Source organism: Bacillus sp. T3, assembly GCF_033449965.1.
Taxonomy (GTDB): Bacteria; Bacillota; Bacilli; order Bacillales; family Cytobacillaceae; genus Bacillus_BU.
Genome location: NZ_CP137761.1, coordinates 744,378 through 756,759 on the forward strand (window position 1 = coordinate 744,378; position 12,382 = coordinate 756,759).

A 12,382-nucleotide genomic window follows, 5' to 3' on the forward strand; every position below is an offset into this window, starting at 1 on the left:
ATGGCAATGGAAAAATTAATTGTAAAAGGGGCCAGAGCTCATAATTTAAAAAATATAGATGTCACCATTCCGAGAGATAAGCTTGTCGTGTTAACGGGACTTTCCGGTTCAGGGAAGTCCTCCTTGGCCTTTGATACCATTTACGCAGAAGGTCAAAGACGATATGTGGAGTCGTTATCAGCCTATGCCCGGCAGTTTCTTGGGCAAATGGATAAGCCGGATGTCGATGCAATTGAAGGTCTATCGCCAGCGATTTCGATTGATCAAAAGACAACAAGTAGAAATCCTCGTTCAACAGTCGGAACGGTTACAGAAATCTATGACTATTTGCGTCTATTATTTGCAAGGGTTGGGCGTCCAACATGTCCGATTCACAACATTGAAATTTCCTCTCAGACAATTGAACAAATGGTCGATCGCATTATCGAATACCCTGAGCGCACGAAAATGCAAATCCTTGCTCCGATTGTTTCGGGACGTAAGGGTGCACATGTTAAAACGCTAGAGGATATTAAAAAACAAGGCTATGTTCGTGTGCGGATTGATGGTGAAATGTATGATCTAGGTGATGAAATCGAGCTGGATAAAAATAAGAAGCATTCGATCGAAGTGGTCATCGATCGGGTTGTGATTAAAGAGGGTATTTCTTCTCGGATAGCCGATTCCCTTGAATCCGCCTTAAAGCTTGGCAGTGGACGCGTTTTTATTGATGTTATCGGCGAAGAAGAGCTATTATTCAGTGAAAATCATTCCTGCCCACATTGTGGATTTTCTATCGGAGAACTTGAACCAAGGATGTTTTCATTCAACAGTCCATTTGGAGCTTGTCCTGAATGTGATGGTTTAGGGTCAAAGCTTGAAGTGGATGTTGATTTAGTGATTCCAAATCGTGATTTAACCTTAAACGAAAATGCAATTGCGCCGTGGGAGTCCATTTCTTCGCAATATTATCCGCAGCTTCTTCAAGCTGCGTGTAATCATTATGGTGTTGATATGAATGTTCCAGTAAAGGACATTCCTGAACATCTCATGAATAAAATTCTTTATGGTTCAGACGGAGAGAAAATTTTCTTCCATTATGAAAATGATTTTGGGCAAATGCGCGAAGGCTATATTGACTTTGAAGGGGTCATTCGCAATGTGGAGCGCCGCTATAAAGAAACAAGCTCAGATTTTATTCGCGAGCAAATGGAAAAATATATGGCGGAGCATTCCTGTCCTACATGTAAAGGATACCGTTTAAAGAAGGAAGCGATGGCGGTATTAATTTCCGGAACGTCATGCTGGGGAGATTACTTCCCTCTCTGTCGTTGAAGCGCATCAATTTTTCGAAAATATTGCACTCACGGAAAAGGAAATGAAGATAGCTAACTTAATTTTTCGAGAAATTAAAGAGCGTCTTGGTTTCTTAATCAATGTTGGCCTCGATTATTTATCGCTTAGCCGTGCCGCTGGAACCCTTTCTGGGGAGAGGCGCAGCGGATTCGGTTGGCGACACAAATCGGATCGCGCTTAACAGGTGTCCTTTATATTTTAGACGAACCATCAATCGGTCTCCATCAGCGTGATAATGATCGTCTTATTAGCACATTGAAAAACATGCGTGATATCGGCAATACTCTTATTGTCGTTGAGCATGATGAAGATACGATGATGGCAGCGGATTATTTAATTGATGTTGGTCCTGGAGCAGGTGTGCACGGAGGGATGATCGTATCGCAAGGGTCACCGCTTGAAGTCATGGCAGATCCAAATTCTTTAACGGGGCAGTACCTTTCTGGGAAAAAATTTATTCCACTGCCAATTGAGCGGCGGAAGCCAGACGGCCGTTACCTTGAAATTAAAGGGGCAAAGGAAAATAATTTGAACAATGTGAATGTGAAAATTCCGTTGGGAATGTTTGTCGCGGTTACAGGTGTGTCCTGGCCAGGGAAAAGTACGTTGATTAATGAAATTCTTCATAAGTCGCTAGCACAAAAGCTTAACCATGCTAAAATCAAACCTGGAGAACACCGTGAAATAAAGGGAATTGAGCATTTAGATAAGGTGATTGATATCGATCAATCGCCAATTGGGAGAACGCCGCGCTCCAATCCAGCTACCTATACAGGGGTTTTCGATGATATACGTGACGTATTTGCGGCGACAAATGAAGCAAAAGTCCGTGGTTATAAAAAGGGCCGCTTTAGCTTCAATGTAAAAGGCGGACGTTGCGAAGCATGTCGGGGCGATGGAATTATCAAAATCGAAATGCATTTCCTCCCTGATGTTTATGTTCCGTGTGAGGTTTGCCATGGAAAACGCTATAACCGTGAAACATTGGAAGTAAAATACAAAGGGAAGAATATTTCTGATATACTAGAGATGACCGTGGAGGATGCACTTGATTATTTTGAAAACATCCCAAAAATTAAGCGCAAAATCCAAACCATCGCTGATGTCGGGTTAGGTTATATGACGTTAGGGCAACCTGCGACTACATTATCAGGAGGAGAAGCGCAACGTGTAAAGCTAGCTTCTGAGCTGCATCGTCGTTCCACTGGCCGCTCGATTTATATTTTGGATGAGCCGACAACAGGACTTCATGTCGATGACATATCCCGGCTCCTAATTGTACTTGAACGACTCGTCGAAAATGGTGATACCGTATTAGTGATTGAGCATAATCTCGATGTCATTAAAACCGCCGATTATCTGATTGATCTTGGACCAGAAGGTGGCGACAAGGGTGGTACCATCGTCGCAACGGGTACACCAGAAGCAGTAGCAGAGGTTCCACTTTCCTATACTGGCAAATACTTAAAGCCGATTCTCGAACGAGATCGAGCAAGGATGACACAGCAAATTGCCGAAAAAGAGGCACTGAGCAACCTAACCTAAATAATTTAACAAAACAAAATTTAAATACGACACTCCAAAGGATCTGACAGCAAAGAAAAACTGCTCGTCAGGTCCTTTATTTTTTTATATAAATAAAAACATTTTTGAAACTTCATCCAGAATATTGCGTAAGTATTATAAGGAGATGAATGACGTGGAGAACAATAAAATCATTTCCGCATTATCATACTTCAGTGTTTTATTTTTTGGATTGATCTTTCCGATCATTGTTTATTTTGTAGTAGATGATGAAGAAGTAAAAAAACATGCTAAAAAAGCTTTTTTTTCGCATATTATACCGTTGATTACTGTTCCGTTTGTCATTTGGTCAATTGTTTTAGGAATAACGGGCCATGAATTAAGTGTCCCGTTTGTTTTGATACCAACATTGCTCATTTGTTTTTTATTAGATTTGCTTGTTTTTGTCTGGAACATCATTCAAGGTATTAAAGTCCTAAAAGAGAAAAATTGGTTGGAGGGATAATCATGCAAGAGGAAAGAAAGCGAATTTTAAAAATGGTTGAGGAAGGCAAACTGACTGCTGAGGAAGCATTGGCATTATTAACAGAGCTGGAGCAGTCTCAGCAAACAATGGAAAAAAAACAGGAGGAGCTTGTTAATGAGCTATCAACCGTAGTCAAATCCGAAGAAGGAAAGAAAGAGGATGAATCATACCAACATAAATTCCAATCATTGAAGGACATGATTCTCGATTTTGTTGATTCAGCATTTAAAAAGATTAAAGATGTTGATTTGGACTTTAATTTCGGTCAGGCTTATGAAATTTCTCATATCTATCAACAAAATGAAGCAGAGCTTCGCAACATCGATATCGATATTGCCAATGGAGCGGTGCAATTTATTCCGTGGGATCAAAGTGATGTTCGCGTTGAATGTGGTGCGAAGGTTTATCGAGGCAACTCGCACGATGAAGCTCGGGCCCATTTTCTCAAGGAAGTGCTTTTTAAAACAGAAAACGGTACATTGCGATTTGCTGCACAGCCAAAGTGGATGAAGGTAGAGGCAATTATTTATCTCCCACAGGCTGATTACGAAAAGATTCGGGTTCGAATGTTTAATGGTCCAATACAATGTGAAAACTTAAAGGTAAAATCATTTAAAGTTAAAACAGCCAATGGAAAAATTAACGTGGTTGGGCTTGAAGGAAAGAAATTAGAGGCGGAAACGGCTAACGGAAAAATAAAAATAAACAGAAGCCGAATTCAAGATCTTGAAGCCGAAACATTAAATGGTGCGATTCATTTGGATGGAGAGTTTAAACGTCTGGAATTGCAATCGTTTAATGGTAATATTGTTTGCCAATTAACTGGTTCAATTGCTGAAGAGATTGATGCAAAAACGATGTCCGGTAATATTGACTTGGCTATTCCGACAGGGCTAGCTGTTTCGGGGGAACTTAAATCGAACCTTGGAAGCTTTGCCGTTGAATTAGACGGAATTCAAATCGTTTCGGAAAAGAGTGAAGTGGTTCAAAAGAGTCTCTACTTCAAGCCGGTAGTACCTGGCCAGCATCCATTCAATCTTACTGCAGAAACCAAAACAGGATCCATTTCAGTAAAAAAGAGTGTTTAATTTATTTTAAGCAAGGAAAGGGATTGCGAAGCATATGAGATGGTTGTTTGGAATCTTGATTAATGCGGTCCTATTTATCGCACTAGCGGGCTATTTTAATGAAACAGTTCAGCTTTCGGGTGTAGGGGCTGCGGTTACTGCTAGCATCATTTTATCCATATTAAACATACTAGTTCGACCAATCTTAATTATTTTAACCCTACCCATTACACTACTAACACTAGGTTTCTTTTTATTAATTATTAATGCTATCACCTTAAGCATAACGGATTCGATAATGGGAGATCAGTTTGAAATCCACGGCTTTGGCATGACTTTGTTCGTATCAATTATTATGTCATTGATCAATGTTGTGATTCAAAAAATGCTAATTGATCGTAAGGAAGAACAAACATGAAGAGCCAGCAGAAAGTATGCCGGCTCTTTCGATTTGTATGGGAATACATGACCTAACTTTCTAAAGGACTTTGTTGGATGGGCAACACTACGTCTTCAATAAATTAATCGCGAAAAATGAACGGTTGGTACCCTTTATTTCTTAATTTTTGTAACTGCTCATCCGCATTCGCTTTTTCCTTGAATGCACCAGCTTGGACTTTATATAATCCGCTATTAGCTGTGATAAAGTTTTGGAAGCCGTCCTTTGTTAACTGTGCGGATAATGCATCTGCATTGCTCCTTTGTTTAAATGCACCGACCTGTACCTTGTATAAGCCTGTGGATGGGGAGGGTGATGGAGCCTGTGTAGGAGCTGGGGCAGGTGCTGGTTTTTTTACAAGACTGAAATGATCAGCAAGTGCAGCGACAATCGCCTCTGCACACGTACGACGATAGTTTTCGGAACGGAGAAGTTTAATTTCTTCCTGATTGGTCATGAATCCGCATTCGATTAAGACAGCATCCATATTTGTTTCACGTAGGACATGGAAGTCTGCTGTTTTTACACCACGGTTTTGTAGTCCAGTTCTATTAATTAACTGATTTTGGATTTTTGTAGCGAGTGAAAGGGCACCAGGTGGTCGTGAAGGATATACATAGGTTTCAATTCCGCGTGCAGTACTCCATGTGCTTCCTGGAAGCATTGGCATGGATTGAAACGTAAATATCAACTTGAAGGTTGTTTGCATTATTTGTCCGCTGTTGTAGAGGTACGTCCGCTTGATCGGAGTGGGCAAAATATACTGCTACATTCTGATAACCATCGAGAAGTCCTTTTGCATATGCAGCTACAGCACGGTTAAATTCATATTCACGCATACCATCGGGGCTACGCTTTCCCGTGTGTCGTACCCATGCCCTGCATCTAACATGATTTTCATCGAAAAACTCCTTTCATGGTATTCGATATTTGAAATTAGCTGCTCAATTTTAATATATGTTTAGTGGGTCGAAAAGGACATGGTTTTATCGACTAAAAATAAACAATGGGCGGATTCCCTTGATAAAATAAAACAGTTCATTTGGTTCTATTCAAAAAAGTGCTAAAATAAAGCTTATAATTATTAACCTTGATCTTTAATTATAAAGGAGGAGGCTTTTTTGCCAAAAGTTCGCACTAAAGACATCATTGAGAAGTTTAATCTTGAGCTGATCAGTGGAGAAGAAGGCATTAACCGCCCGATTACGACAAGTGATATTTCACGTCCTGGAATTGAGATGGCTGGCTTTTTTGACTACTATCCTGCAGAAAGAATTCAATTATTGGGAAAAACAGAGTTATCTTTCTTTGAAAAACTGAATGAAGCGGATCGAGAATATCGAATGGATCAGCTTTGTACCGATATTACTCCAGGTATTATTGTTACTAGAGGTTTGCAGGTTCCAAAAGAACTAATTGAAGCTTCTGAGCGTGACTCAGTTCCTGTCATGAGAGCACCGATGAAAACGACCAGGTTTTCGAGTCGTTTAACGAATTATTTAGAAAGTAAGCTAGCACCGACGACAGCAGTCCATGGAGTTCTTGTTGATATTTATGGGATAGGTGTCTTAATTACAGGTAAAAGTGGTGTTGGTAAGAGTGAAACCGCGCTTGAGCTTGTGAAAAGAGGCCATCGTCTTGTAGCTGATGATTGTGTTGAGATTCGGCAGGAGGATCAGGATACATTGGTTGGACATGCACCCGAGCTGATCGAGCACTTGCTTGAGATTCGCGGTCTTGGCATCATTAATGTCATGACGTTATTTGGTGCAGGATCTGTCCGCAGTCATAAACGAATTACGCTTGTGATTAGCTTGGAGCTTTGGGATCAAAACAAGCAATATGACCGCCTTGGCTTAGATGAAGAAAAAATGAGAATTATTGATACTGATATAACGAAATTAACCGTACCAGTTCGTCCAGGTCGAAACCTTGCCGTTATTATTGAAGTTGCGGCAATGAATTTCCGTTTAAAGCGTATGGGCGTCAATGCTGCTGAGCAGTTCACTCACCGCCTAACGGACGCAATAGAAGACGGGGATCACGAGGAATTCTAACAGAATAGTATCGATGGATGAAGGAGAAATGAAAATGGAAGAAAGTATTCAACCGCTTAATCCGATTGCTTTTTCACTTGGACCGCTTCAGGTGCATTGGTACGGATTAATCATCGGTGCAGGGCTTGCGCTTGCGCTATGGTTGGCGATTCGCGAGGCAGATAGAAGAGGTTTACCGAAAGATACCTTTCCTGATTTGATGCTGTGGGCCATTCCAATTGCGATTATCAGTGCTCGTATTTATTATGTTATTTTTCAATGGGATTACTATTCTTCCCACCCAGGCGATATTGTCAAAATTTGGAATGGTGGGATTGCCATTCATGGTGCACTAATTGGTTCGGTGGCCACTGCCTACGTTTTTTCCAAAAAGAATCATTTATCCTTTTGGAAAATTGCTGATATTGCCGCTCCAAGTATTATTTTAGGCCAGGCTATTGGAAGATGGGGAAACTTTATGAACCAAGAGGCACATGGCGGAGAGGTCACCCGTGCCTTTTTAGAGAACTTGCATTTACCTGAATTTATTGTTAATCAAATGTATATTAACGGTGCCTATTATCACCCTACATTTTTATATGAATCTGTTTGGGATTTAGTCGGCTTTTTCCTTTTAATCGGGCTGAGAAAAGTGAATCTGCGCCGTGGAGAGATTTTCTTAAGCTATATGGTGTGGTATTCGATTGGTCGCTTTTTTGTCGAAGGATTACGGACAGACAGTTTGATGCTGACCGAAAATTTAAGGATGGCTCAAATGATTTCGATTGGTTTAATTGCTCTAGCTGTTGTTCTTTTCGTATACCGCAAAAAAAGTGGCTTAGCTAAAGTGCATTATTTAGAGAAAGAAAATTAATCGTTGGGGGTGGGGAAATGCTCGTTGCTTTCTGAAGGAATGAGGATTTTGAGCGAATTATTTTTTCCTGCCCCCCTAATTGTTAACGGTTTTTGTGTCATCATTTTGGAAACCTCCAGAACTTGCAAACAGAAAGGAAGCAGTGGTTTATGAACAATAGCATTAACACAGTTTTATTCGACTTAGATGGAACATTAATCGATACAAATGACTTAATAATTTCTTCTTATTTACATACACTTGAACAATATTTTCCAAATCAATATAAGCGAGAGGATGTCCTCCCATTTATGGGACCTTCCTTAAAGGAAGTATTTGGCGCAATGAATCCTGAAAAAGAGGAAGAAATGATTCAAACGTATCGTACGTTTAATTTGGCAAATCATGATTTGCTGGTAAAGGAATTTGAGGGTGTATATGAAACAGTAAAGATCCTGAAGGAAAAGGGTTATAAGCTTGGGATTGTGACAACAAAAATGTTAAACGTCGTAAAAATGGGATTAGAGCTCTCAAGACTGGCACCATTTTTTGAGGTGGTCGTGGCAATTGATCATGTGAAAAAAATAAAGCCAGATCCAGAACCAATATTATTGGCACTTAAGCAGTTAGACGCAAAACCAGAAGAGGCGATTATGATTGGCGATAACTATCATGATATTTTAGGTGGTCAAAACGCTGGTACGAAAACTGCTGGAGTAGCTTGGTCGTTAAAGGGAAGAGAAACATTAGAATCGTATAAGCCTGATTACATGTTGGAGAATATGCGCGACCTTCTGCCGATTCTTGGGGTATAAGCCTGATGCGAAATACGAAGCGATATCCTGTTGAGGGAGCAAACTCTTTATGGCAGGTGTACAAAACGGTTTCATTTTGGAAGGTAGCGAAAAACTTCGTTATTATCCAAATGGCCCGTTATACACCATTTATGAGTGTAAAAAATTGGCTTTACCGGACATTTCTGCGCATGAAGGTAGGCGAGAAAACCTCGTTTGCGCTCATGGTTGTTCCGGATGTTATGTTTCCGGAAATGATTACGGTTGGAAGCAATTCGATCATTGGCTACAACACAACCCTTCTAGCTCACGAATATTTAATTAAAGAATATCGGCTTGGTCCTGTTATCATCGGCAATGAAGTGATGGTCGGGGCCAATTCGACTATTTTACCTGGTATTACGATTGGTGACGGAGCAATCGTCGCAGCTGGCACACTCGTCCACAAAGATGTCCCAGCGGGAGCTTTTGTCGGCGGAAACCCGATGCGCATAATAAGGGAACAGTCCCCCAGCACATCACCGCGGTAAACAACTGGGGGACAGTCCCCCAGTACGGTAGTGTGTTAAAGAATTTGTCCTTGACGAGAAGCATTTTGAAGAGTAAACTACTAATAACTTCATTGTGCTAATACATTAGCGAACTAAAGGATGTCTGAAATTTGCGAATCGAAAGATTCATTAATGTCGATATAAAGGGTGAGCTTATGAGTCTATTTATGTTTGAAAAGCCGCTAGGAATGAGAGATACGTTACCAGAATTATATGAAACAAAACAACGCGTAAAAAGGAAATTAGAAGAAGAAATGAAGGGTTGGGGCTATCAATTTATTGAAACACCGACACTTGAATATTTTGAAACGGTCGGTCAAGCCTCAGCGATATTGGACCAAACATTGTTTAAATTATTGGATCAACAGGGACATACCTTAGTGCTACGTCCGGATATGACTGCGCCAATTGCTCGTGTTGCCGTCTCGAAACTATTAAACGAGCTGCCGCTTCGCCTTGCCAGTTCAGCAAACCTTTTCCGCGCACAGCAGCGTGAAGGTGGCAGACCGGCTGAGTTTGAACAAATCGGTGTTGAATTAATTGCTGATGAAACGTTGAGTGCTGATGCAGAGGTCATCTCCCTAATGGTATCGTCAATTAAGGCCGCTGGGTTAAAGGATTTCAGAATTTCTGTTGGCCATATTGGATTTGTGCAAGAGCTATTTCTACAAATACTAGGCACAGAAGAAAGAGCCAAAACGTTAACGAAATTTTTATATGAAAAAAATTATGTAGGCTACAGCGAGCATGTAAAGGCATTACCACTTTCTTCTATTGATAAGCAACGCTTGTATGATTTATTGCAGCTCCGTGGTGGTTCAGAGATTATTGAAAAAGCATACGGCCTAATAGAAAACGAAGCAGGTCGAAAAGCAATTGAGCAGCTTCGCCAATTATGGGACATTGTTACTGACTATGGTGTTGAATCGTATGTAAAATTTGACTTAACCTTAATCAACCACATGAGCTATTACACAGGTATTTTATTTGAATTATATGCGGGCAAAGTCGGCTTCCCACTTGGAAGTGGCGGACGTTACGATAAGCTTTTAGAAAAATTCGGGAAGAAAACAGGTGCAACAGGCTTTGCCGTTCGTGTTGATCGTCTGCTTGAAGCGCTTGGTCAACTTGAGAAGCCGGATCCAATTGTTTGTATCCTCTTTAGTGAAGAAAGACGCAAGGAAGCTTTTCAATTAGCTACCCAAAAACGAGCGCTAGGAGAACAGGTTGTATTACAAGACATTAGTGGTGTGAAAAATGTAGATTCTTTAACTAATAAATTTGCAGATACAGTATTTCTGCTTGGAAAACAAGAAAGGGGGTCTGTCCAATGAGTACGATGTTAACAATCGCCATGCCAAAGGGAAGAATTTTTGAAGAAGCATCTGACTTACTCAGAAAGGCGGGCTTCCAGCTTCCACCAGAATTTGAGGATTCTCGCAAGCTCATTATTGATGTTCCGGAGGAAAATTTCCGCTTTATTTTGGCTAAACCGATGGATGTTCCAACCTATGTTGAGCATGGTGTTGCCGATTTAGGGATTGCAGGTAAAGATGTTATGCTTGAAGAGGAACGCGATGTATATGAATTGTTAGATTTACAGATTAGTAAATGCTATCTTGCGGTTGCCGGATTGCCAGACACGGAGATGAACAATGTTGCGCCGAAAATTGCCACAAAATATCCGAATGTTGCGGCAGCTTACTTCCGCCAACAAGGTGAACAAGTAGAAGTGATCAAGCTGAACGGTTCGATTGAATTAGCGCCTATTATTGGCTTAGCCGACCGAATTGTTGATATCGTCTCTACCTGCCGTACCCTAGTCGAAAATGGGTTAGTTGAATATGAGCAAATCGTAAGTATTACGTCAAGGTTAATCGTTAATCCTGTTAGCTATCAAATTAAGGATGAACGAATTCGCGAATTAGTGGAGCGCTTAAGTGAAGTGATTGAAGCTTAAGAAAGGATGAATTTTCGTGAAAATTTTGCAGGTAAGTGATGAGATTTCAATAAAAAGATCGGTCGAGGCTGGAACGGATGAACAACGTACTGCCGTCAAAGCGATCATTAATGATGTTCGAATTAATGGTGATTATGCCTTAAAGCAATACACTGAAAAGTTCGATGGGATTACACTTTCTAATCTTTTAGTAAGCGAGGAAGAGATTCACGCAGCGTATTCGGAAGTGAGTGACAATCAGTTGGCCATCATTCAGGAGGCAGCTGCTAATATCCGTGCTTTCCACGAAAAACAACTTCGTCCTTCATGGATGACGACAGAAGAGAATGGCACAATCCTTGGTCAAAAAATAACGCCGTTAGATTCAGTCGGACTATATGTTCCGGGGAACGGCAGCATATCCTTCTTCCGTATTGATGAATGTTATTCCGGCTGAGACAGCTGGAGTGGAGCGGATCGTTGTTGTTTCTCCGCCTGGAAAAAACGGAACGATTCCCGCTGCTGTTCTTGTTGCTGCACAAGTAGCTGGTGCAAAGGAAATCTACAAGGTTGGCGGAGCCCAAGCAATCGCTGCTCTTGCATATGGAACGGAAACGATTAAACCTGTTGATAAAATTACGGGTCCTGGAAATATCTATGTAGCTTTAGCAAAACGCGAGGTCTTTGGTGATGTCGATATTGATATGATTGCTGGTCCAAGTGAGATTGCCGTATTAGCTGACGATTCGGCCTATGCCGATGAAATTGCGGCGGATCTTCTTTCGCAAGCAGAGCACGATCCACGTGCCTGCAGTGTTCTCGTAACACCGTCAAAGCAATTAGCTCAAGCTGTTTCTGCTGAGGTTGAAAAGCAGTTGGCTGTATTGCCGCGCCTGGAAATTGCCCAGGCTTCAATCGATCATTATGGTACGATTTATGTGACGGAGACAATGGCCGAAGCTGTTGAGACGATTAACAAGTTAGCGCCTGAGCACTTAGAGATTATCACGGCTAATGCAATGGAGCTATTGGGGCAAATTCGCCATGCTGGAGCAATTTTTATTGGCCGTTATAGTTCTGAGCCTGTGGGTGATTATTTTGCAGGACCAAACCATGTGCTTCCAACGAACGGAACAGCACGGTTCTCAAGTCCATTGAACGTTGAAGATTTTCAAAAGAAATCAAGCGTGATAGTTTACAGTAAAGCAGCCTTCCATGCCAACGCGGCGAAAATTGCTGAATTTGCACGGATTGAGGGACTAGAAGCACACGCCAGAGCAATCGAAGTGAGATTGAATAAATAATAGCGGGGCGGCTT

11 protein-coding genes and 2 pseudogenes are annotated in these 12,382 nt (G+C 41.2%); 11 read left to right on the plus strand and 2 right to left on the minus strand.

Annotated features, from left to right (window positions below):
- The 4 genes and pseudogenes from uvrA (at position 1) to RGF10_RS03760 (ending at position 4,870) form a co-directional block, all read left to right on the plus strand.
- A pseudogene (uvrA, locus tag RGF10_RS03745) lies at positions 1-2,880 on the plus strand (excinuclease ABC subunit UvrA).
- Between the two features lie 154 nt (positions 2,881-3,034).
- On the plus strand, positions 3,035-3,364 hold the full coding sequence (locus tag RGF10_RS03750; protein WP_318507423.1) for a magnetosome magnetite crystal formation protein family: 330 nt from the start codon (positions 3,035-3,037) through the stop codon (positions 3,362-3,364).
- A gap of 2 nt (positions 3,365-3,366) precedes the next feature.
- Complete coding sequence (locus RGF10_RS03755; protein WP_318507425.1) at positions 3,367-4,473, plus strand: DUF4097 domain-containing protein; 1,107 nt, start codon at positions 3,367-3,369, stop codon at positions 4,471-4,473.
- A 34-nt stretch (positions 4,474-4,507) separates the two neighbouring features.
- Positions 4,508-4,870, plus strand: a complete 363-nt coding sequence (locus tag RGF10_RS03760) for a phage holin family protein (protein WP_318507427.1) — start codon at positions 4,508-4,510, stop codon at positions 4,868-4,870.
- Positions 4,871-4,973: 103 nt separating this feature from the next.
- Here RGF10_RS03760 and RGF10_RS03765 read toward each other — a convergent pair whose 3' ends face one another.
- Together RGF10_RS03765 and RGF10_RS03770 are read right to left on the minus strand one after the other, a co-directional pair.
- On the minus strand, positions 4,974-5,600 hold the full coding sequence (locus RGF10_RS03765; RefSeq protein ID WP_318507430.1) for an N-acetylmuramoyl-L-alanine amidase: 627 nt from the start codon (positions 5,598-5,600) through the stop codon (positions 4,974-4,976).
- On the minus strand, positions 5,515-5,730 hold the full coding sequence (locus tag RGF10_RS03770; protein ID WP_318507431.1) for an N-acetylmuramoyl-L-alanine amidase: 216 nt from the start codon (positions 5,728-5,730) through the stop codon (positions 5,515-5,517). Before RGF10_RS03770 ends, RGF10_RS03765 begins: the two co-directional genes overlap by 86 nt.
- Before the next feature lie 282 nt (positions 5,731-6,012).
- On the opposite strand from RGF10_RS03770, the gene hprK reads away from it, so the two are divergent.
- The 7 genes and pseudogenes from hprK to hisD all read left to right on the plus strand — a co-directional run bounded on the left by hprK (position 6,013) and on the right by hisD (position 12,368).
- Complete coding sequence (gene hprK, locus RGF10_RS03775) at positions 6,013-6,948, plus strand: HPr(Ser) kinase/phosphatase (RefSeq protein WP_318507433.1); 936 nt, start codon at positions 6,013-6,015, stop codon at positions 6,946-6,948.
- 34 nt (positions 6,949-6,982) lie between these two features.
- Positions 6,983-7,801: a prolipoprotein diacylglyceryl transferase gene (gene lgt / locus RGF10_RS03780; protein ID WP_318507435.1), complete on the plus strand. Its 819-nt coding sequence runs from the start codon at positions 6,983-6,985 to the stop codon at positions 7,799-7,801.
- A gap of 149 nt (positions 7,802-7,950) precedes the next feature.
- Entirely contained in the window at positions 7,951-8,595 is a 645-nt protein-coding gene (gene ppaX, locus RGF10_RS03785; RefSeq protein WP_318507438.1) for a pyrophosphatase PpaX, read from the plus strand.
- A 5-nt stretch (positions 8,596-8,600) separates the two neighbouring features.
- On the plus strand, positions 8,601-9,104 hold the full coding sequence (locus RGF10_RS03790; protein ID WP_318507440.1) for an acyltransferase: 504 nt from the start codon (positions 8,601-8,603) through the stop codon (positions 9,102-9,104).
- A 188-nt stretch (positions 9,105-9,292) separates the two neighbouring features.
- Positions 9,293-10,459 carry an ATP phosphoribosyltransferase regulatory subunit gene (locus RGF10_RS03795; protein WP_318509324.1) on the plus strand — a complete coding sequence of 389 codons (1,167 nt, stop codon included), beginning with the start codon at positions 9,293-9,295 and terminating at the stop codon, positions 10,457-10,459.
- Positions 10,456-11,085, plus strand: a complete 630-nt coding sequence (gene hisG, locus RGF10_RS03800; RefSeq protein ID WP_318507441.1) for an ATP phosphoribosyltransferase — start codon at positions 10,456-10,458, stop codon at positions 11,083-11,085. The genes RGF10_RS03795 and hisG overlap by 4 nt, the downstream gene beginning before the upstream one ends.
- A 16-nt stretch (positions 11,086-11,101) precedes the next feature.
- A pseudogene (gene hisD / locus RGF10_RS03805) lies at positions 11,102-12,368 on the plus strand (histidinol dehydrogenase).
- Positions 12,369-12,382: the final 14 nt, after the last annotated feature.

Coding starts and splice junctions, on each gene's coding strand:
- RGF10_RS03760 (WP_318507427.1), top strand. CDS start 4,508: ATGAGATGGTTGTTTGGAATCTTGATTAATGCGGTCCTATTTATCGCA.
- ppaX (WP_318507438.1), top strand. CDS start 7,951: ATGAACAATAGCATTAACACAGTTTTATTCGACTTAGATGGAACATTA.
- RGF10_RS03790 (WP_318507440.1), top strand. CDS start 8,601: ATGCGAAATACGAAGCGATATCCTGTTGAGGGAGCAAACTCTTTATGG.
- RGF10_RS03755 (WP_318507425.1), top strand. CDS start 3,367: ATGCAAGAGGAAAGAAAGCGAATTTTAAAAATGGTTGAGGAAGGCAAA.
- RGF10_RS03770 (WP_318507431.1), bottom strand. CDS start 5,730: ATGCGTGAATATGAATTTAACCGTGCTGTAGCTGCATATGCAAAAGGA.
- lgt (WP_318507435.1), top strand. CDS start 6,983: ATGGAAGAAAGTATTCAACCGCTTAATCCGATTGCTTTTTCACTTGGA.
- hisG (WP_318507441.1), top strand. CDS start 10,456: ATGAGTACGATGTTAACAATCGCCATGCCAAAGGGAAGAATTTTTGAA.
- RGF10_RS03795 (WP_318509324.1), top strand. CDS start 9,293: ATGTTTGAAAAGCCGCTAGGAATGAGAGATACGTTACCAGAATTATAT.
- RGF10_RS03765 (WP_318507430.1), bottom strand. CDS start 5,600: ATGCAAACAACCTTCAAGTTGATATTTACGTTTCAATCCATGCCAATG.